This is a genomic window from Paraburkholderia jirisanensis (assembly GCF_054782355.1).
Map to the genome: position 1 here is coordinate 53,585 of NZ_BAAGSQ010000003.1, position 19,716 is coordinate 73,300.

Genomic DNA, 19,716 nt, shown 5'->3' on the forward strand with positions numbered 1-19,716 from the left:
ACGCTAGTGCCGGCCAAGTGACGATTCTAACGAATCTGTGCGGGGTTCGAAGCGCCGCGTGCCACGCTTGTGCTTATAAGTGTGCCTATCGATGTGAGCGCATCGTTGCTGCGCCAATGACCAGCGCCAGCAAGAAAAAGACCGCTGAACCGCTTGCAGCCACCGACAGCGCGTGCGCCAACTCGAGTTTGGCAGCCATCGCGGGCTCAACTCCAGCCGGCTTACACGTGACGCTCACCAGAAAAACCAGTATCGCCGTTCCCAACGCGCTTCCCAGATAATGCGTGGCATTGAGAAGCCCCGCGGCCGCACCCGCATGACGCGCATCGACCCCTGCCACGCCGGCAGTCGCGAGCGGAACGAGCGCTGCGCCGGTGCCGAGCCCAAGCAGGACGATCGGCAGGGCCAAGCCGGTCAGCAATTGGGTATCCGGACCGACTCTGCTCAACCCGAGCATTCCGCTGAGCGCAGTGGCGAGCCCGACCGCCAGCAGTGGGGTGCCGCCAACATGTCGCATCAGTCGCGGCACGCCGTAGATAACCATCAAAAACTGCACGACGGAAAGCGGCAGAATCACAAAGCCGGCTTCAAACGCACTGAAGCCGAGTCCGCCCTGTACATACTGCGTCAGATAGAAGAACGTGCCGAGCATGCCGCCGATCAGCAGCGTTCTGATCGCATAGGCGCCCGACCGTCGAGCGCTGCGAAACAGCGCAAGCGGCACGATCGGATGCTGCGCCCTGCGCTCGATCACAACGAATGCGCCCAACAGCGTGGCCGCCGTAACGAGCGCCGCAGCAATCTGGATCCGCGGTGCGGCCTCATGCGCAGCCAGCACCAGTCCGTAGATCAGTGCCGTCATGCCCACGGTGGCGCTCAGCGCACCGGCAAGGTCGAACCGGCCGCGTTGACGCGCAACATCCGGAAGCCAGCGCGGGCTCAACGCAACGAGCATCACGCCGATCGGCAAGTTGGCGAACAGTGTGGCCCGCCACGAAATAAAACTGCCAAACGCGCCACCGAGCACGAGCCCCAACGCGCTGCCGCCACCGGATACCGCGGTGAACAATCCAATCGCTCGCGTACGAACGGGGCCTTCTGGGAACAGGGTCATCAGTAAGGCGAACGCCGAAGGCGCGGCGAATGCCGCAGCCAAACCTTGCACAGCTCTGGCACCGATCAGCCAGTGTGCCGACGACGCCAATCCGGCCGCCACTGAAACGGCAACAAACAACGCATTGGCCACCACGAACACCCGGCGCTGTCCGATGAGATCGCTGGCCCGCGCACCGAGCAGCAGGAATCCCCCGATGGCAAGCATGTACGCGTTCTGCACCCACGACAGCGTCGCGGTCGACAACCCCAGGTCTGCGCGAATCAGCGGCAACGCCATGTAGATCATCGTGCCGTCGAGAACGATCATCAATTGACAGCCGAGCACGAGCGTGAACGCGCCGGAACGCGTTGTTGCTTCAGGTTGGTGCTGTGACGTGCCCGCAGCGGCGCATTTCACGAGCGAACCCGGCAACGCAGCTGCCTGCTCAGTTTCCGAGTGCGGCAATCTGCGCATTCGACAGCCCGATCTGGTCACGTAGAAAGCGCGCCATAGTCCAGTACGGCAACCCGTGTTCGTCGAACGCGCCAAAGGTGTCGCGGTACAACGGCAGCCAGCGCAGCGCCTCTTCGATCAAATGCTCGCGCCTTGGTTCTTGCTGGTATTCGGCATACGGCAAGCTGCGATGCTCGATAAAGATGCGTCCTGGCAGACCTTCTTCGCACAGTGCCCGATACTCTCGCGTCTGCAGGATCAGGTAGTGCCACACGTCATCGATCGATTGCTCGACCGGCAAGAACAGGCCCATCAGTTGCTGCGGATACACAGACAGCAGGTACAGATACCGCAGGCATTCGATCACCTGATGTTCGGCATCGGCGTGATCGGAGCCGGTTCGCCGGATCACGTCCTGAACGGCTTCGCGATAGACCGCGGCATCGAGCAGCGATTTCAGTGTCTCAGCGTGCACACGGGATGCCGGCGACAGGATGATCTCGTTCATTGCAGAAGCCATGCGTATTTCCCTGATTTGCCAATTGCGATATGCGCGCTGTGTTCGATCGCGACGGTTAGCCCAGTTGCTGCGCGCAGTGCGCCCTGCAACGTCGCTACGGCGTCGTGCGAGGCACGCTCACCGCTGAAGGTCGTGTAACGCAATTGCGGCTCCTCGTTGCCATTGCGTTGCAACTGATAGACGAAAATATCCGCCGACGCCGCGCGGATCAGATCGTCGAAATCGGCTTGAGACGTGACGCCAACCCGCGTGTGCCACATCTCTTTCTCGCGGCCGCAAAACCGTTTGATCTTTGCCGGGTCCGGCGAATGATCGATGGTCTGCGCGCAATCGCCTGAGCGATAGCGAATCAGCGGCATATACGGGTTGCGAATGCTGGAAACAATCAGGCTGTAGATCGCACTACCCGGCGCCAACGGCAACAGCTCGACATGCATCTTGTCGAGATGCGCGGTGTAACGCCCATGCCGGTCGCTGTAGAACATGTAGCCGAGCTCGGTGCTTCCGAACAGATCGATGATTGGGCACGCAAACCGGTCGTGCAGCAATCGCCTGACATTGCCCGGCGTGTATTCATACGCATGCACGATGCTTGCAGGCTGCGGAAAATCGCGCTCCAGTCCAAACTCGGCGAGCTTCAACACGAAATGCGCGAGATGGTAGCTGGAGCAATCGAGATGGTAGAAGCCCTGCGGATGCATGCAACGAGCCTTTTCGATTTCTGCCAGCATCCGTTCCAGCTCCGCCCGCGTCCATTGCGCCGGATCGAGCGTCTTGTTCAGATACAGCGTGCGCGCATCGAGGCGGCGCGATGCCGTGTCCAATGCATCACGATGCGTAGGGCCGTGCTTGCGCGCATTGACGCTTGCCACATGCTCAGTGGCCAGGACGGTAGTCAGCGAAACGCGCTGGCAGCCTTGCTCCCACGTAAAACGGATATCGGGGTGAGCGCCCCACAGCTGGTAATAAGAGTTCAGCAGGAAATACGGCGGCCGGATGATAGACATCCGCGCGTGATGCGTCCCCGTCGACATGACGAATTCCGCTGCACCGCTTTTCAGCGCGCTCGCGAGACGCGGTGTCATCCAGTTATTGGGGAAATCACGCGCAATTTCCGGCTTCTCGAGAATCGGGAAGAAGTTCCGCTCGATCGCATGACGATAGATCGGAATGTCCCGCACATGCTCGCGCATCTCGGCGTCCGGCTGATAGGCAAGACTCAATGGATACTCCCACGACGAAGGAAAGCCCCTGCGCAAGCACAGGGGCTTCGTACGTGAAACGAACCATCAGACTCAATGCAGCTCAGCCTGACGGCTCAGGTTGCAAGGCTGCTCAGCTGATGCAACCCGCCTTGGGCGCCGCCTGATTGCGCGCGATCGAAATGCAGCCTTGTTTGGCGACGGAGATACAACCGTCCTTCGCACCGGAGATGCAGCCGGCCGTATTCGACGAATTAGCAGCGACCCATTTGTTCCAGTTGTGGTCTTTGGCGATCAGGTTGATCAGCTCTTTCATAAGAACTCCACTTGGTTGAAAGGAATTCGTTAGTAATGGGGCGCATCGCTAAGTTCGAATGTTTGACTCATTTTCACAAGACCGTTATGTGACATCCAATCGCTGTACGGAGCATTGCGTCAACGTGTGCGGAAACACCTACAGACACTGCCTTTAAAGCAAACGGCATAACGCATTAGCGAAATTCCATACATCTTTTCGCGCTGTGCCATTTGCGATTTCAGCAGACCTCTACAATCCCGTGCTGCGTGCGCCATGCGCTAACGCGTCAACGTCAACGACAAAGACAAAGAACCGAATCACCCCCCACCCGTAGCCATTCCTAAGGAGTCGGTATGCACCCCAACGCGAATCACCGATGCAAATCTTCGTGGTACCAAGGCCGTAGCTGGCTGCTAGGCGCTGCATTGATCAGTGGCCTGTTGAGCGCTTGCGGCGGCGACGGTGGCCCAGCCTCAGCCGGCGGTGCGAACTCGCTGGCGTCGCAAGCGCCAGCGCCGCAAACAACCGGTACCGCGGCCGCAGCGGCAACGCGTTGGGCGACCACGTGGGAATCGGCGATGCTGCAAAACGGTTTGCAGAACTTTGTCTCCGACACGACGCGCACGCGTATTCACACCAGCGCGGGCGGCACGGGAGTCAGAATCCGTTTGTCGAACATCTTCGGCACGCAGCCGATGGTGATCGACACGGCCAATGTCGCGCTGCCCGACGCCAGCAAGCCGAACGATCCGACCGCGATCAACGCGAGCACGTTGCATGCGGTCACGTTCAACAACGGTCAGACTTTCGCTGAAGTGGCGCCGGGCGAAGAGCTATTGAGCGATCCGGTGGCGATGAGCGTGCCGAAGCTGTCGGACCTGATGGTGACGATGCACTTCAACGGTCTCGCGCAATACGCGGACGGCCATTCGGACAGCGTCACTCCATTGCCCGGGCTTTACGTGGTGCGCAGCCAGAACGTGGCGACGACGCCGTCGTTCTCGGGGATCTCGTTTGAGACCTTTAACGGCGTATTCAGCCTCAGCGAAGTCGAAGTGCAGGTGCCGGCGCAGACGCGTGTGGTCATCGCGATGAGCGAGTCGATTACCGATGGGCGCGGCGCGGTCGGTATCCAGCATCCGTGGCCGGCGGTGCTTGCGGGTCTCGCGAATGCGGGCACGAGTACCGTTGCGGTGGGGAATGCAGGGATCGGCGGTAACTCGCTGTTCAACACGACGGTTGGCGGACCTGGATGCTGTGGCGTCGATCTGCTCGATCGCTTCGACCGTGACGTGCTGTCGCGCAATCCCACCGACATCGTGATCCTCGCAGGCGACAACGACCTCGGCGGCAGTCACTCGGTCAACGACATCATTGCCCGCTATCAGATTCTGATACAAAAGGCGCATGCGCAAGGCATCAAGGTCTACGGCGGGTTGAATACGCCGATTGGCGATATCGTCGGTACGGATGGCAGTACGGTTTCGACGGGGTTTTATTCGCCAGCTAACGAGGCTGAGCGTCAGCAACTGAACGCGTGGATCGCGACGCCGGGGAATTACGATGGGGTGATCGATTTCTCGTCGGTGGTCGGCAATCCGTCGATTACGCCGTTGGGTATCGCGACCGCCTGCTACGATCCCGAAAGCCCGATCCACATGGACAACCAGGGTTATACGGCGATGGGTACGGTTGCCTATGATGTGATTTTCGGCAAGACCGCGAAACCGGCTGCGCCGTGTAATTCGTTGGCGTTTCCGCCGCTGATCTGAGGTTGAGTGCAGCGCGATGTCGACGTGGCGACATGCCGGCGTCGCGCTGCCGGCGCACTCTCGACGTGAGTCGGCTTATTCAGCCCGCCGCTGCGCCTTCCACGTTTCCACATACCGCAACGCCTGCTCGCATTGATCCAGCGTAAAAGCATGCAGACTATGCGGCAGCGGATCGAAGCCAAGCTCGGTTGCCACCCATCGCACAGCTTTGGCGCGCGCCTCGAACACGCTCACGCTATCGCGTCGCGCCTTGGCATTTGCCATCGGTTCAAGCGCATCGTGCAAATGACTTTTCGCGTCGCGTAGCGCGCTGTCCGCCAGCCGGCCTAAAGGCGTGTGATGTTTGCTGCGCGGCTGCACGCCGATCCACGCCTGGCACGGCGTACAGATCCAGACTGGACCATAGTCGTCGCGATAAGGGTACGGCTCATCCCCAAAACGCGCGAGCTGCGCGCGCTCGCCGCAGTAGTCGCAATGCGGTTGGGGAAGAGCCTTGACCGGACGACCGACTCGCACAAAGTACCTCGATCTCGAGAGTTATCAGAGAGTAGCAGTGTGCAACAGCAGCGGCCGTTCGTCACCAGGGGGCGGCGACCAGGCCGTGCCAAAACTACGCCGCGCCGCGAGTGGCAGCAACCGCCGCTTCGATCTCCGCCCACTGCTCGTCCGTCAGCGAGAGCGCAGTCGACTTCATGTTCTCCTCGAGGTGCGCAAGCGACGACGTCCCCGGAATCGGCAGAATGGCCGGGCTGCGGTGCAGCAACCATGCGAGGCAAATCTGCGAAGCAGTCGCATCGTAACGTTGCGCCGCTTGCGCGAGCACGTCGCCGGGCATCGGTAGCCATTTGCCGCCCAGTGGAAAGTACGGGAGAAACGCCATGCCGTGTTTCTCGCAGTATTCGACCACCGGTTCCTGTTCGCGATAGGCGATGTTGTACAGGTTCTGCACACTGACGATCTCGGTTACGTTGCGTGCGCGCTCGATATGTTCCAGTGTGACGTTGCTCAAGCCGATATCCCTGATTTTCCCTTGCGCCTGTAGCTTTGCTGCGGCGCCGAGTGTTTCTTCGATCGGCACGGCCGGGTCGACCGCATGCAGTTGCCAAAGGTCCAGCCGTTCGATCTTCAGGCTGCGCAGGCTAAGCTCGACTTGCTGATAGATATATTCGGGCCGTCCGATTGCCGGCCACGGCGGCGGCGTGTTGGAGCCGCCGTTCGCATAGCCAGCCTTCGTCGCAATAACGAGATCCGAGCGATAGGGCGCGAGTGCTTCGGCAATCGTTATTTCGTTAGCTTGAGGGCCGTACGTATCGGCCGTATCGATGAAGTTGACGCCGAGTTCCACTGCACGGCGCAACACTTTGCGCGCGTTGTCCCCGTCGGCGGGAAAGCCGAACATTCCAGGCCCACTAAGACGCATCGCGCCATAGCCGAATCGCGTTACCTCTGATTGGCCCACTCGAATGGTTTCGGAAAAACTGGATTTCATGTTGAGATCGCTTGTCGAACAAGGGAAGGAAGCGGAGCGGCGCTGGCAGTTCACGCTATCACAGACACGTGCGGCGTGTGTGTCGCGAGTGTGATCAGAATCCTGAAGTGCGACAGGCGTGCGTGTGCGCATGCACAGCAACGACCGGAAAACGTCGATTGATCTACTTAGCTCAATTCACTATTGAATGTGATTCCAGATCGGCTCTGCTTCAGGTCTTCCAGTGGCCTGACCCCAAAGAATCGCGCATATTCGCGGCTAAACTGCGATGGGCTCTGATAGCCGACTTCGAAACCTACGCTCGCGACATCCCGTGTCCCGGCCATCAACTTCGCTCTGGCTTCATGCAGCCGCACCTGCTTCTGAAACTGCAGCGGGCTTAGCGCGGTGATCGCGCGAAAGTGCCGATGGAACGTAGCAACGCTCATTGCCGCGGTTGCCGCCAGATCTTCGATGCGTAGCGTATCTGCGTAGCACGTGCGAATCTGCAACAGCGCGCGGTTGATTCTCGACAACTGGCTGTCGGCGAGGCCGATAGCCGTTAGTGCGCCGCCCTGTTCGCCGGTCAAGATGCGCCACGCAATTTCGCGCTCGAGCATGGGCCGCAATATGGCGACGTCCTGAGGTTGATCCAGCAATCGCAGCAGGCGGGCGATCGGATCGAGCAAAGCGTCCGGCGCGTGGCTTACCGCAACGCTCGTTGCTTGCCGTGCCACACGCGTGTCGATGCCGCCTTCCAGCATCAGCGAAGTAATCAACGCCGGCTGCAAATCCCAGACGAACGCGAGGTAGGGCTGTTTCGAGCTTGCCTTCACGACTTGTCCAACAACTGGCACGTCAAGCGGCACGACGATGAAATCTCCCGCACCGTATTCGTAGACGTTATCTCCGAGCACTGTACGTTTGACGCCCTGCGCGACTAGCGCAAAAGCAGCCCGTTGCATCGAGCTGGTTGGAACCGTGGGCGCTGTCTGCGCGATCAACCGCATGCCGTCGAATGGCGAGTACACCTCGCCAGGCCGCGTATGACGGGCGATCAGCGAGCGGATTTCGGCCAATGGATGCATCGACGTGATTTTTGAGTTGGACCTTGCTGCAGCGGTTGTGAGCGGATCGTGCGAGACACTGAGAGGATCAGTCTAGCAGTGGGCGTCGCGTGGATGGTTTCATACACATCATCCGTTATCTGCGTGGAGCGTTCAAATGCCGAAGACATGGTTTATCACCGGCGCAAGCCGTGGGCTTGGTTTAGCAATCGCGAAAGCTGCTATCGATGCGGGAGACCGTGTCGTTGCCGCGAGCCGTAATCGCGAGGCCGCAGCGCAGGCGTTGGGACCGCACGGCGACAGTCTTCTGTGCGTCGACCTCGATGTGACTAACGCGGAGGCAGCACAGTCCGCCGCAGAAGCTGCATTTGCACGCTTTGGTGCGATCGATGTGCTGGTCAATGCCGCCGGTTATGGCCATCACGGTTTCTTTGAAGAGTTGACGCTGCAGGACGCACGCGACCAGATGGAGACCAATCTTTTCGGCGCATTGAACGTAACTTGGGCCGTGCTGCCATCGATGCGCACTGCACGCAACGGGCACATCTTCAACGTGTCGTCGATTGGCGGATTCATGGGCGGGCAAATGGCTTCGCTGTATTGCGCGAGCAAATTTGCGCTCGAAGGCTTTTCCGAATCGCTGGCGAAGGAAGTTGCGCCATTCGGCGTGAACGTCACTATCGTTGAGCCAGGCCCTTTCCGCACGGACTTTCTGTCCTCCGCGTCGAGCCGCTTCGAGCACGCACCGATTCCCGATTACGCTCACCGTCGAGCCCAGTTTCACGAAGGCATCGCGCAACGCAACGGAAAGCAGCCCGGCGATCCGGTGAAATTTGCGCAAGCATTGCTGCATCTCGCTGACCAGGCGGTGCCACCGCTGCGCTTCCTTGCAGGATCGATCGCTGTTGGCGCAGCAGAAGAAAAGCTGGCCAGCATGCAAGCCGATCTGAACAACTGGCGCTCGCTTTCACTAAGCACCGACGGCGACTGGGATCAGACCGACCTCGCTGCACTGCGCGCGCAAATAAAGTAAGCCGTAGAGCGCGCGCAGCGCTTTAAGGTTATTTCACCGCAGCGGCAAATGAATCTCCGTCAGCAATTCCGTAGGCAACGTTTGCTTCGGGTCGTTCAGATACGCTTCGAACGCAGGCGCATCGTCCGCTTCCCGACCGGACTTCATCAGCCATTCGCCGTACAGCCACGCGTATGCCGCAGGCAAGTCTGCATACGGCCCCTTGTGCTGCAGCACCGCGTATTGACCGCCGCGCACGGGCGTGACGCTGAACGGCTTGTCCACTGCCACCTTGCGCGGCACCCACGCAGCGGCCTTCGAGCGCAGCTGCTCCTTTGGCACCACATCCGGATCGTCGTAGTAAATCCCGATCATGCGAATCTCGGGGCCCGTCAGATCGTGCGTAACCAGCCAGCGGTCCAGCGTATCGAACGCCTTGCCGATCTGCATGTAATCGCCGGTGTGGTCGATCGATACGACTTCCATTGCCGGCACCTCGCGTATCTCCACGTCTCGATGTTCCATCGCGTCGCCTCCTGAAAGGGCCGGCCGAAACCGGCTGTGATTACCCTCCTTCCGATAGCGCGCGGGCGGCATGCCATACACCGCACCAAACGTCCGCGTGAACGACTGCAAGCTGCTGTAGCCGGACAGCGTCGCGATTCCGGAGATCGGTAAGGTCCCATTCGCCAGCAGCCCGGCGGCGCGATGCAGACGCAGACGCCGCACCGTGGTCGCGATCGTTTCACCGTACATCGCCTGATAGATGCGATGCCAGTGATACGGCGATAGACACGCGATTTCCGCTAGACGGTCGATATCCAGCGGTTCGTCGAGGTGCTCGTAGATGTAGTCGAGCACGCGGTGGAGCCGAGATTCATAACGGGAACGCTCGCTGACGTCATTCACGTGGATCTCCGCCGTGGCAGTGCCGAGTGGGATAACTTCACGTTAGCACACGTCGATTTACCAAATCCTGCGGAGTTTGGCGCTTCCTGTTCCTTAGCTTTCCAGCAGCTCGCGTGCGGCCTGATCGATAAATTTCACGTCGACCGGGTTTGCCACCGGACCGCCGGCGAAATGTCCCCAGACGGATTCGATCGGACGGAACTCGGCGTTACGCATCTTCGATACTTCGTACTCGCTGTCTTCCGGCGGGAAATACAGGTCGGTGCGCCCCGGCATCACGATGGTTTTTGCGGTGATGCTGCCGAGCGCCTGATCGAAATCGCCGTTGTAGAGTGAGTTGGCCGCGATATCGCCGTGCTGCCAGCTCCAGATCATCGCGAGCACGTTATTGGCGTCCTTCGTCAGGAAGTCGCCTTCCCAGAAGTTCATGATGAAGTCTTCGAGCGAGCCGAAGCCCAGCGCTTCGATATCCAGTTTCTGCCGCAGGAACGCCTGAGAAAAACCCCAACCCGCGAACACGCGCGCGGCGGCACGCATACCGCGTACTGGCGGCTTGTCGTAAAAGCCGTCCTGCCAGGCCGGATCGATCAACAGCGGCGCCTTCAATCCTTCGAGAAATACATAGTTGTGCCTCGAGCAGCGCGCCGATCCGCACAGCGGCAGCAACCGCTCGACCATCTGTGGATACATCGAAGCCCAGTGGTACGCCTGCATCGCGCCCATCGACCAACCCGTCACCAGCTTCAGCCGCTCGATGCCGAAATGCTCGGTTACCAGCCGGTGCTGCATCCTCACGTTGTCGTACAGCGTCACATGCGGAAAGCGTGCGCGGTCGTATGGCTGCGGATGATTGCTCGGCGAACTCGATACGCCATTGCCGAACATGTTCGGCACGATGATGAAATAGCGGCGCGGATCGAGCGCCATCTGCTCGCCGATCATCCATTCGTTGTGCACATGCGTGCCGCTATAGAACGTCGGATAGACGATCGCGTTGTCGCGCGCAGCGTTCAGCGTGCCGTAGGTCTTATAGCTGAGCTGCATGTCCTGCAACGTCGCGCCGGACTGCAGTGCGACCTTGCCAAGATTGAATGTTTCGAAGTCCATGCGGGTCCCCTCCGTGAAACTAATGAGCAACGACGTTGAGAAATTTCCGGGTGCGTTCGTGAACCGGGTTATCGATCACCTGCTGCGGCGGGCCTTGTTCGATGACTTCGCCACCGTCCATAAACACCACGCGGTCTGCCACTTCGCGCGCAAAGCGCACCTCGTGCGTGACGACGATCATCGTCATGCCGGAGCGGGCCAGCGCACGCATCAGCGCGAGCACTTCGCCGACCAGTTCAGGGTCGAGCGCGGAAGTGGGTTCGTCGAACAGCATCAGCTTCGGTTTGACGGCCAGCGCGCGGGCAATCGCGACGCGCTGTTGCTGCCCGCCGGATAGCCGGTGCGGCAGATGGTCGGCATGCGCGGCGAGGCCGACGCTTTTCAGCAGTTCGCGGCCGAGCGCTTCGGCTTCGGCGCTCGGCACCGAATAGACCTGGCGCTGCGCTTCCATGATGTTTTCGAGCGCGGTTAGATGGCTGAACAGGTTGAAGTGCTGGAACACCATGCCGACACGTGCCTGCGCCCGGGCACGCGCGAGGTTATGCAGCGGACGCAGATTGCCGCCCGGCATTTCGCGGTAGCCGATGTATTGCGAGTCGACCTTGATGGAGCCCCAGTCGAGCGGCTCCAGATGATTGATCAGTTTGAGCAGCGTGCTCTTGCCCGAACCACTCGGCCCGAGGATGACGACGACCTCGCCATAGTTGATCGACAGATCGACGCCGCGCAGAATTTCGCGCCCGCCGTATGACTTCCACACCTTGCGACAATCGACGAAGGGCGTGGTGTCGGCGGCGGTGGATGCTTTGCGTCGTTCGAGCAAGGTTTCGATCCACGCGTGGCTTTCTGTTTCGATTTGCTGTGCGGTGGCTTCGGGTTTTTCCTGCGTAGAAGAGGGACCTGCCGCGCCATCGGCATTCGCTTGCGACGACGGTGCCGACGATGCCGCGGGCTTCACGCGCAAACCAAGCCACGAAATGCCGATGTGTTTTTCGCGCTCGTGATCGAACACACGTTCTAGCCAAAGCTGCGCGGCGGAAATCGCGCTGGTCAGAATCAGATAGATCACCGCGGCCGCGCCAAACACAGTGAAGAACTTGAAGTTCTGCCCGACGATCTGCTGCGAGCGAAAGGTCAGCTCATTGACGAAGATCACCGATGCGATCGACGTCAGTTTCAGCATGCCGATCGTATCGTTGGCGATGCCGGGGATGATTGCGCGCATCGATTGCGGCAGGATAATCCGGCGCAGCGTCAGCAGCGGGCCCATGCCGAGCGCTGCCGCTGCGGTGGACTGCGAGCGGTTGACCGACAGAATCCCCGCGCGCAGCAATTCCGCGCTGAACGCCGCCTCGTTCAACGCGAAGCCGATCACCGCCGTAGTGATCTCGTCGAAGCGCAAGCCGATCAGCGGCAGCGCATCGAAGATGAACACCAGTTGCAGCAACTGAGGCGTACCGCGCACGAACCAGATATAGCCCCACGCCGCCGAGCGCGCAGCTTTCCAGCGCGACAGCCGCATCAACGCGAGTCCAAGCCCCAGCGCGAGGCCGATGGTCATCGCCAGCAGCGTGATTTTCACGGCGACCCATGCGCCGCCCAGCAGAAACGGGGAGCCGATGTAGCCGCCCAGTTCCTTGAATCCATCGACCACCTGCGCCGTGGTGAGGCCTGCGGCCAGCACCGGCGATGCGGCCGCCATCGTAATCGCGCCGAGCGCGCAGCAGCGTTTGAAATGGGACATCGGGCTCTCGTGAAGCACGTCGCGCGTACCCAAACGGTTTGGGCTTGCGACGCGCGCCGCGGTCATCGGCTAGTGCAGGGCCAATGACCGCGGCGTCGTCAGGGAAGGGCAGAGCCCGCTTACTGCGTCAGCAGCACGGTCGGCCGCTGCAGACCCGCATCGACGCCATACTTTTCGAAGATCTTCTTTTGCGTCTGGTTGGCCTGCATCACCTTCAGGCCATCCGATACCGCAGCGATCACGTCCTGGTTGCCCTTCTTCACGCCGACGCCGATCTTCATGCCGCTCACCACCTTGAAGCCGCGCTCGTACATCGACGGGTTCTGCTTGGCCAGACCGTCGACCAACGCGAGGTCGTACATCATCACGTCCGCGCGATGGCTGGCGACGAGCCGCGCGCCCGATGCGATATCGGGGCAGGTCATGATGGTCACCTCGGCTTTGCCTTCCGCCTTGCATTTGGCGGCCTGTGCGCGTGCCATCGTTTCTTCGGTGGTGCCCACGCCCGCGGTCACGACGGTGCCGCATAGCTTCGAGATGTCGTCGAGATGTTTCGGGTTGCCTGCCTGAACGAGGCCGCCGGTGCCCGCTTCCATGTACGTGACGAAGCTCGTCTGCCTGGCGCGCTCGGGCGTGTAGTACAACAGGTCCCACATCACGTCGATTTGCCCTGCGCTGAGCGCCGGCAGCAAGCCCGACCAGCCGCCGGTGAAGAACTCCGTCTTCACGCCGGCGCAATCGAACACCGCGCGGGCCAGGTCCGCATCCGCGCCGATCAGCTTGTTGAAGTCTTTACCGTCGCGAAACACGTACGGCGGCGATTCCGGATCGACGCCGATCTTGATGGTCTTGCCCGCAAGCGACGGATACTTCTGCGCGACCTTCGATGGCTCGCAGGTCTGCTGTGCTGATGCAGCGTGCGCGAACAGCAAACCGGTAAACGCGCATAGCAGCAGCTTGATTGTCTTCGACATAAACATGGAAGGCTCCACAGGTTCAAGCATTGATGAAAAGAAGGCGGGGGATACTCAGGCCCGCATCGAGCAGACGAAACCGATGCGGCGCGCCACGCCGCGTCTAGCGGCCCAGCGCATCCATATGACTGGCGATCGAGCCCGGCGTGGTGATCCAGATGCGCCCTTCATCGCGGGCGCGGGCGATATGTGTAAGCGCACGGCGCAAATGCGCGAGCCGGTAGGGCTGGCCCATCAGGTACGCATGCAGCGCGATGCCCATCACCAGCGGCTGGCGAGTGGCGTACTTGCGCATCTCCTCGAAGTTGTCGACGATCAGGTCCGCAAATTCGCTGGCGTCCATCTGGCGTGCAAGGATCATCGGGATGTCGTTCACCTCCTCGGGGTAGGGAATCGCCCACAGCGGCTGGCCGCCGCGTGTCGCGATGCGGGTCGGCTGGTCGTCGTGACACCAGTTCAGCGTGTAGCGGTAGCCCGCTTCCGCAATCAGATCGCTGGTGACGAGGCTCTCCGATAGCCACGGCGACAGCCATCCGGCCGGCTGTTGCGCGCTTTCTTCGGCGATGCGTTCGCGGCATGACACGATCAGGCGACGTTCGTCTTCTTCAGAGAGCGTGCCTTGTCGTTCCGAATTGGTATGACCGTGCGCGACCAGTTCGTCGCCGCGCGCGGCAAAGGCCGCCACCAGCTCCGGGCAGTGGTCGTACAGCGCTGTGTTGATGATCGCGGCGGTGGGCAGCGCAAGCTCGTCGAACATATCGAGGCAGCGCCATGCTCCGACCCTCAGCGCGTATTCGCGCCACGCGTGGTTGAGCACGTCCGGCTCGGGCATGACCGGGCCGATCGTCGGGCCCAGTCCTTCGCCGAACGCGAAGTGCTCGACGTTGAAGCCGATATAGACCGCGAGCCCTTCGCCTTCCGGCCAGCGGAACGGCTGGCGCTGCGTGATCGGCGAATAGGTGAAGCGTCCGTGCGTGCGCAGCGCACGATAAGCGGGGGCTGACATGGTCTCACGTGTCCTCGTCGAATGACCTGGGCGGTCTTTGAGCAATCCGTCGATGACATGCTAAGAATCCAAAATAATGGGAAATTTTGCTTCAGCGAACAAAACCTTGTCTGCACGCGCACGTGAGCTGATCAGCGGCGTGGGCTGCGCTCGCCAGGACGAACCGATATGAAGAGGTGCGTCGGCAAATTAAGCGCTCGCCACATGCTTGATGCGCTGGGTGGGCGCAGCCGGTAACATCACGGGTGGTCGCGGTTGGTGTTGTGGATCGCGGCTGTCATGTTGTCGAAATCATTTGCCGCAGCCCTTTTGCCGCAGCGAAGCGCGGCGCGAAATGCGGTCGCTTTGGGAAGGTGACGTGCCCGGCCAATCCTAAGGCGTGCTGCTCACGTGCGTACCGTCGTCGGTTACGCGTGCCCCTTGTTCCGTCTTACGAATCGCATTCACTCCATGAGCCAGGATACCGTTCGCTCCGCCTTCACGCCGCAGGGAAAACTGCGCGCATCGATCAACCTCGGCAACCCGATTCTCGCCAACCGTAACCCGCAAACCGGTGCGGCGGGCGGCGTCTCGGTCGATCTCGCCCATGCGCTCGCGCAGCGTCTTGGCGTGGAAATCGAACTGGTGGTGTTCGATACCGCCGGCAAATCCGTCGAAGCCGTCGCCAACGAAGAAGCCGATATCGGCTTTTTTGCGGTCGATCCGCTGCGCGGCGCGAATATCGCGTTCAGCGCGCCGTACGTGCTGATCGAGGGGTTTTATCTGGTGCGCGACGAATCGCCGATCAAAAGCAACGCACAGGTGGATTCCGCTAACCATCGCGTCGCAGTGGGGCGCGGTAGCGCATACGATCTGTTCCTCACACGAGAACTGAAGCAGGCCGCTATCGTGCGCGCGCCAAGCTCGCCGACGGTCGTGCAGACCTTCCTCGACGAAAAGCTGGAAGTGGCCGCGGGTGTGAAGCAACAGCTGGAAGCCGATGCCGCGCAGACGTCGGGCCTGCGTTTGCTCGACGAGCGCTTTATGGTGATCGCGCAGGCGATGGGCGTGCCGAAAAGCCGCGGTGAAGCGGCCGCTGAGTACCTGCGCAGCTTTGTCGAGGATATGAAGCGCAGCGGCTTTGTCGAGGCGGCATTGGCGCGCCATGGTATTAACGGTGCATCGGTGGCGCCGGCGGCCTGAGCTTGCGTGCGAGCCTCGGTCGGCGCCTGGGGCATAGCCTGGGTCCGGGCCGAGAATTGCCGAATTTCGATAACACCCGGATTTATGGCTTCCTAGCATGCGTTGATGCGTGCCCGTCCGCGGTTTGCGGTTCGAACCGCGGCGGACGCTCAACTCAGGGAGCCCAACATGAAATCCGAAGCGAAATCGCAGCATGTCGGCACCGTCACACATCATGAACTGAAGCAGACGCTGGGCACGTGGCAACTATGGGGTATTGCAGTCGGCCTCGTTATCTCCGGTGAATATTTCGGCTGGAGCTACGGCTGGGCCAGCGCCGGTACGCTCGGCTTCGTGATCACCGCGATTTTTATCGCGGCGATGTACACCACCTTCATTTTCAGTTTCACCGAACTCACCACGTCCATTCCGCATGCGGGTGGGCCGTTTGCGTATGCACGGCATGCGTTTGGACCGGTGGGCGGCTATATCGCCGGCGCGGCGACGTTGGTCGAATTCGTGTTTGCGCCGCCGGCGATCGCGCTGGCAATCGGCGCTTACCTGCATGTGCAGTTTCCCGGGCTCGAGCCGAAGCACGCGGCGATGGGCGCCTATCTCGTGTTTATGGCGCTGAATATCGTCGGTGTGCAGGTCGCGGCCACCTTCGAGCTATGCGTGACATTGCTCGCGATCTTCGAACTGCTGGTGTTCATGGGCGTGGTGGCGCCGGGTTTCGAGTGGGCCAACTTCACGAAGGGCGGCTGGTCGGGCGCGGATCATTTTTCGCTGGGCTCGTTCAACGGCATGTTTGCGGCGATTCCGTTTGCGATCTGGTTCTTCCTCGCGATCGAAGGCGTCGCGATGGCTGCGGAAGAGGCCAAGAACCCCAAGCGGTCGATTCCGATTGCCTATGTGACCGGCATTCTGACGCTGGTCGCGCTGGCGATCGGTGTGATGGTGTTCGCCGGCGCCGCGGGCGACTGGACCAAACTCGCCAACATCAACGACCCGCTGCCGCAAGCGATGAAATACATCGTAGGCGCAAACAGCGGCTGGCTGCACATGCTCGTGTGGCTCGGCTTGTTCGGGCTGATTGCGTCGTTTCACGGCATCATCCTCGGCTATTCGCGGCAAATCTTCGCGCTGGCGCGCGCCGGTTATCTGCCGGAATGGCTGGCCAAGGTGCATCCGCGATTCAAGACGCCGCATCGCGCGATTATCGCGGGCGGTGTGGTCGGCATCGCCGCGATCTACAGCGATGAATTGATCCAGTTCGGCGGCCAGACGCTGACCGCCAATATCGTGACGATGTCCGTGTTCGGCGCGATCGTGATGTATATCGTCAGCATGCTGGCGCTGTTCAAGCTGCGGCGTATCGAGCCGAATATGGAACGACCGTTCCGTGCGCCGTTGTTTCCGTATTTCCCGGCGTTTGCGCTGGTTGCCGCGGTGATCTGCCTCGCGACGATGGTGTACTTCAACTTTCTCGTTGCCGTGGTGTTCGCGGTGTTCCTGCTGCTCGGGTATGGCTATTTCCTGTTGACCCGGCATCAGCGCGAGACTGCACCGGCCGATGCGTTGCTGAAGGAATGATGCGGTCCGTGACGCTGCGAGTATTTGGCGCTATCGTGACGAAACCGCCGGCACAGACACACAACCCGAGCCGCGCTATCGGCCGCGGCCATGGAGTTTAACGATGAGCTATACGGAGACGATCGGTCCGCGCACCTATCGCTTCGCGGACCTGAAGACGCTGTTGGCGAAGGCAAGCCCGCTGCGCTCCGGCGACCAGCTGGCAGGCGTCGCGGCGGCCAGCGAGGAAGAGCGGGTGGCCGCGAAAATGGCGCTGGCGCAGCTGCCGTTGCGCACGTTTCTCAGCGAAGCAGTGATCCCGTATGAGGACGACGAGGTCACGCGTCTCGTCATCGATACGCACTCTGCCGATGCGTTTGCCGAGATTGCGCATCTGAGCGTCGGCGATTTCCGCAACTGGCTGTTGTCGACCAGCACCGATAGCGCGGCACTGGAACGCATCACCGCAGGCCTGACGCCGGAGATGGTCGCCGCGGTATCGAAGCTGATGCGCAACCAGGATCTGATCGCAGTGGCGCGCAAGCGGCCGGTCGTCACCCGCTTTCGCAATACGGTCGGCCTGCCGGGGCGCATGTCGGTGCGCCTGCAGCCGAACCATCCGACCGATGACGTCAAAGGTATCGCGGCTTCGATGCTCGACGGTTTGATGTACGGCTGCGGCGACGCAATGGTCGGCATCAACCCTGCGTCGGATAGTCTCGCCGCGATCACGAAGCTGCTGCAGATGGTCGACGATTTTCGTCAGCGTTATCAGGTGCCGACGCAGTCCTGCGTGTTGACGCACGTGACAAACACGATTGCGGCGATCGAAAAGGGCGCGCCGGTGGACCTCGTGTTTCAATCGATTGCAGGGACGGAGAAGGCCAACGCCGGGTTTGGCATTTCGCTTTCGCTATTGCAGGAGGCGTATGAGGCGGCGTTATCGCTTAAGCGCGGCACGGTGGGCGACAACGTGATGTATTTCGAAACCGGCCAGGGCAGTGCGTTATCCGCGAACGCGCATCACGGTGTCGACCAGCAGACCTGCGAGGTGCGCGCCTATGCGGTCGCGCGGCAATTCAAGCCGTTTTTGACCAACACGGTGGTTGGCTTCATCGGCCCGGAGTATCTGTACGACGGCAAGCAGATCACGCGTGCCGGCCTTGAAGACCACTTCTGCGGCAAGCTGCTTGGCGTGCCGATGGGCTGCGACATCTGCTATACGAACCACGCGGAAGCCGATCAGGACGATATGGACAACCTGCTGACGCTGCTCGGCGTGGCAGGTATCAACTTCATCATGGGTGTTCCCGGTGCGGATGACGTGATGCTGAACTACCAGAGCACGTCGTTCCACGATGCGCTGTATCTGCGCGACGCGCTCGGCTTGCGCCGCGCGCCGGAGTTCGAGGCCTGGCTGGAAGCGATGCACGTCACCGATATACGCGGCCGGTTGCTGAGCGCGGCCAATACGCACCAGCCGCTGCTCGAAGGCGCACGCGAATGGGTGGGCGCGACACCATGAGCGACTCTGTCGAAAAGAACCCGTGGGACGCGTTGAAGACGTTCACGAACGCACGTATTGCGTTGGGACGGGCTGGCAATAGTTTGCCGACTGCTCCGTTGCTTGCGTTCAACTTGTCGCATGCGCAGGCGCGCGACGCAGTGCATCATCCGCTGGAAGCTGAAGCGCTGCATGAACAGTTGCGTGCGCATGGGTTTGCGTCGCTCGACGTACACAGCGCAGCGCCGGATCGCGAGCATTACTTGCGGCGCCCAGATCTGGGTCGGCAGCTATCCGATGAGAGCAAGTTGGCGTTACAGCAGGCGGCGAGCGAGCCCTCGCCGGATGTGCTGTTCGTCGTGGCGGATGGTCTGTCTGCATTCGCGGCGTTGCGGCAATCGATTCCGATGCTGCAGGCCATTCACGCGCGGCTGCCGGATTGGCGTATCGGCCCGGTCGTCGTAGCGCGCCAGTCGCGCGTTGCGCTGGGTGATCAAATCGGCGAAATTTTGCGCGCGCAGTTTGTCGTGATGCTGATCGGCGAGCGTCCGGGGCTCAGCTCGCCCGATAGTCTCGGCATCTACATCACGCATGCGCCGAAGGTGGGCTGCAGCGATGCGCAGCGCAACTGCATTTCCAACGTTCGCCCCGAAGGATTGAATTTCGAAGCGGCCGCGCACAAGCTGCACTATCTGCTCACGCATGGGCGGCGCCTCGGTTTGACGGGCGTCGGCCTGAAAGACGAAAGCGATGCATTGCTGGAAAACACTCCCGCATCCGATACGCTGTCTGCAGCGCTTTCCGTGAACACGGTGAACGCCGCAGACACCGCACACATCGCAAAGAAATAA

At 61.0% G+C, this 19,716-nt stretch carries 18 protein-coding genes; 6 read left to right on the forward strand and 12 right to left on the reverse strand.

Annotation, left to right across the window (positions count from 1 at the left end):
* Positions 1 to 85 precede the first annotated feature (85 nt).
* The 4 genes from ACYVNQ_RS02295 to ACYVNQ_RS02310 all read right to left on the reverse strand — a co-directional run bounded on the left by ACYVNQ_RS02295 (position 86) and on the right by ACYVNQ_RS02310 (position 3,587).
* Entirely contained in the window at positions 86 to 1,570 is a 1,485-nt protein-coding gene (locus ACYVNQ_RS02295) for an MFS transporter (protein WP_460900544.1), read from the reverse strand.
* A complete protein-coding gene (locus ACYVNQ_RS02300) occupies positions 1,542 to 2,069 on the reverse strand; it encodes a glycine-rich domain-containing protein (protein ID WP_460900545.1) in 528 nt (175 codons plus the stop codon). The genes ACYVNQ_RS02295 and ACYVNQ_RS02300 overlap by 29 nt, the downstream gene beginning before the upstream one ends.
* Positions 2,054 to 3,292 carry a phenylacetate--CoA ligase family protein gene (locus ACYVNQ_RS02305; RefSeq protein ID WP_460900547.1) on the reverse strand — a complete coding sequence of 413 codons (1,239 nt, stop codon included), beginning with the start codon at positions 3,290 to 3,292 and terminating at the stop codon, positions 2,054 to 2,056. Before ACYVNQ_RS02305 ends, ACYVNQ_RS02300 begins: the two co-directional genes overlap by 16 nt.
* Before the next feature lie 112 nt (positions 3,293 to 3,404).
* Entirely contained in the window at positions 3,405 to 3,587 is a 183-nt protein-coding gene (locus ACYVNQ_RS02310) for a hypothetical protein (protein WP_460900549.1), read from the reverse strand.
* A gap of 335 nt (positions 3,588 to 3,922) precedes the next feature.
* Between ACYVNQ_RS02310 and ACYVNQ_RS02315 the strand changes: the two genes are divergently transcribed.
* On the forward strand, positions 3,923 to 5,341 hold the full coding sequence (locus ACYVNQ_RS02315; protein ID WP_460900551.1) for a GDSL-type esterase/lipase family protein: 1,419 nt from the start codon (positions 3,923 to 3,925) through the stop codon (positions 5,339 to 5,341).
* A gap of 75 nt (positions 5,342 to 5,416) precedes the next feature.
* On the opposite strand, the gene ACYVNQ_RS02320 is transcribed toward ACYVNQ_RS02315, so the two are convergent.
* From ACYVNQ_RS02320 to ACYVNQ_RS02330, 3 genes are all read right to left on the reverse strand, one after another.
* A complete protein-coding gene (locus ACYVNQ_RS02320; RefSeq protein ID WP_460900553.1) occupies positions 5,417 to 5,857 on the reverse strand; it encodes a zinc-finger-containing protein in 441 nt (146 codons plus the stop codon).
* A 94-nt stretch (positions 5,858 to 5,951) separates the two neighbouring features.
* Positions 5,952 to 6,830 (reverse strand): aldo/keto reductase, encoded by an 879-nt coding sequence (locus tag ACYVNQ_RS02325; protein ID WP_460900555.1) that lies wholly within the window; start codon positions 6,828 to 6,830, stop codon positions 5,952 to 5,954.
* 167 nt (positions 6,831 to 6,997) lie between these two features.
* Positions 6,998 to 7,897: an AraC family transcriptional regulator gene (locus ACYVNQ_RS02330; RefSeq protein WP_460900556.1), complete on the reverse strand. Its 900-nt coding sequence runs from the start codon at positions 7,895 to 7,897 to the stop codon at positions 6,998 to 7,000.
* Between the two features lie 136 nt (positions 7,898 to 8,033).
* On the opposite strand from ACYVNQ_RS02330, the gene ACYVNQ_RS02335 reads away from it, so the two are divergent.
* Positions 8,034 to 8,909, forward strand: coding sequence for an oxidoreductase (locus ACYVNQ_RS02335; protein WP_460900557.1), 876 nt, complete (start codon positions 8,034 to 8,036; stop codon positions 8,907 to 8,909).
* Between the two features lie 33 nt (positions 8,910 to 8,942).
* Here ACYVNQ_RS02335 and ACYVNQ_RS02340 read toward each other — a convergent pair whose 3' ends face one another.
* The 5 genes from ACYVNQ_RS02340 to ACYVNQ_RS02360 form a co-directional block, all read right to left on the reverse strand.
* Positions 8,943 to 9,797, reverse strand: a complete 855-nt coding sequence (locus tag ACYVNQ_RS02340; RefSeq protein WP_460900559.1) for an AraC family transcriptional regulator — start codon at positions 9,795 to 9,797, stop codon at positions 8,943 to 8,945.
* Positions 9,798 to 9,890: 93 nt separating this feature from the next.
* Positions 9,891 to 10,904, reverse strand: a complete 1,014-nt coding sequence (locus ACYVNQ_RS02345; RefSeq protein WP_460900561.1) for an alpha/beta fold hydrolase — start codon at positions 10,902 to 10,904, stop codon at positions 9,891 to 9,893.
* A gap of 19 nt (positions 10,905 to 10,923) precedes the next feature.
* Positions 10,924 to 12,648: an amino acid ABC transporter permease/ATP-binding protein gene (locus ACYVNQ_RS02350; RefSeq protein ID WP_460900563.1), complete on the reverse strand. Its 1,725-nt coding sequence runs from the start codon at positions 12,646 to 12,648 to the stop codon at positions 10,924 to 10,926.
* A gap of 119 nt (positions 12,649 to 12,767) precedes the next feature.
* Positions 12,768 to 13,622: an ABC transporter substrate-binding protein gene (locus tag ACYVNQ_RS02355; RefSeq protein WP_460900565.1), complete on the reverse strand. Its 855-nt coding sequence runs from the start codon at positions 13,620 to 13,622 to the stop codon at positions 12,768 to 12,770.
* Positions 13,623 to 13,725: 103 nt separating this feature from the next.
* Positions 13,726 to 14,628: a polysaccharide deacetylase family protein gene (locus ACYVNQ_RS02360; RefSeq protein WP_460900567.1), complete on the reverse strand. Its 903-nt coding sequence runs from the start codon at positions 14,626 to 14,628 to the stop codon at positions 13,726 to 13,728.
* A gap of 450 nt (positions 14,629 to 15,078) precedes the next feature.
* Between ACYVNQ_RS02360 and ACYVNQ_RS02365 the strand changes: the two genes are divergently transcribed.
* From ACYVNQ_RS02365 to eutC, 4 genes are all read left to right on the forward strand, one after another.
* Positions 15,079 to 15,810 carry an ABC transporter substrate-binding protein gene (locus ACYVNQ_RS02365; RefSeq protein ID WP_460900569.1) on the forward strand — a complete coding sequence of 244 codons (732 nt, stop codon included), beginning with the start codon at positions 15,079 to 15,081 and terminating at the stop codon, positions 15,808 to 15,810.
* 168 nt (positions 15,811 to 15,978) lie between these two features.
* Positions 15,979 to 17,382: an ethanolamine permease gene (eat, locus tag ACYVNQ_RS02370; RefSeq protein ID WP_460900571.1), complete on the forward strand. Its 1,404-nt coding sequence runs from the start codon at positions 15,979 to 15,981 to the stop codon at positions 17,380 to 17,382.
* A gap of 103 nt (positions 17,383 to 17,485) precedes the next feature.
* Positions 17,486 to 18,886, forward strand: coding sequence for an ethanolamine ammonia-lyase subunit EutB (locus ACYVNQ_RS02375; RefSeq protein WP_460900573.1), 1,401 nt, complete (start codon positions 17,486 to 17,488; stop codon positions 18,884 to 18,886).
* Entirely contained in the window at positions 18,883 to 19,716 is an 834-nt protein-coding gene (gene eutC / locus ACYVNQ_RS02380; RefSeq protein WP_460900575.1) for an ethanolamine ammonia-lyase subunit EutC, read from the forward strand. The genes ACYVNQ_RS02375 and eutC overlap by 4 nt, the downstream gene beginning before the upstream one ends.

Bases quoted from the DNA above. Each gene is read 5' to 3' on its own strand.
- ACYVNQ_RS02365 (WP_460900569.1), top strand. From the start codon at position 15,079: ATGAGCCAGGATACCGTTCGCTCCGCCTTCACGCCGCAGGGAAAACTG.
- ACYVNQ_RS02360 (WP_460900567.1), bottom strand. From the start codon at position 14,628: ATGTCAGCCCCCGCTTATCGTGCGCTGCGCACGCACGGACGCTTCACC.
- ACYVNQ_RS02315 (WP_460900551.1), top strand. From the start codon at position 3,923: ATGCACCCCAACGCGAATCACCGATGCAAATCTTCGTGGTACCAAGGC.
- ACYVNQ_RS02310 (WP_460900549.1), bottom strand. From the start codon at position 3,587: ATGAAAGAGCTGATCAACCTGATCGCCAAAGACCACAACTGGAACAAA.
- ACYVNQ_RS02355 (WP_460900565.1), bottom strand. From the start codon at position 13,622: ATGTCGAAGACAATCAAGCTGCTGCTATGCGCGTTTACCGGTTTGCTG.
- ACYVNQ_RS02300 (WP_460900545.1), bottom strand. From the start codon at position 2,069: ATGGCTTCTGCAATGAACGAGATCATCCTGTCGCCGGCATCCCGTGTG.
- ACYVNQ_RS02345 (WP_460900561.1), bottom strand. From the start codon at position 10,904: ATGGACTTCGAAACATTCAATCTTGGCAAGGTCGCACTGCAGTCCGGC.
- ACYVNQ_RS02295 (WP_460900544.1), bottom strand. From the start codon at position 1,570: ATGCGCAGATTGCCGCACTCGGAAACTGAGCAGGCAGCTGCGTTGCCG.
- ACYVNQ_RS02325 (WP_460900555.1), bottom strand. From the start codon at position 6,830: ATGAAATCCAGTTTTTCCGAAACCATTCGAGTGGGCCAATCAGAGGTA.
- eat (WP_460900571.1), top strand. From the start codon at position 15,979: ATGAAATCCGAAGCGAAATCGCAGCATGTCGGCACCGTCACACATCAT.
- eutC (WP_460900575.1), top strand. From the start codon at position 18,883: ATGAGCGACTCTGTCGAAAAGAACCCGTGGGACGCGTTGAAGACGTTC.
- ACYVNQ_RS02335 (WP_460900557.1), top strand. From the start codon at position 8,034: ATGCCGAAGACATGGTTTATCACCGGCGCAAGCCGTGGGCTTGGTTTA.
- ACYVNQ_RS02375 (WP_460900573.1), top strand. From the start codon at position 17,486: ATGAGCTATACGGAGACGATCGGTCCGCGCACCTATCGCTTCGCGGAC.
- ACYVNQ_RS02350 (WP_460900563.1), bottom strand. From the start codon at position 12,648: ATGTCCCATTTCAAACGCTGCTGCGCGCTCGGCGCGATTACGATGGCG.
- ACYVNQ_RS02330 (WP_460900556.1), bottom strand. From the start codon at position 7,897: ATGCATCCATTGGCCGAAATCCGCTCGCTGATCGCCCGTCATACGCGG.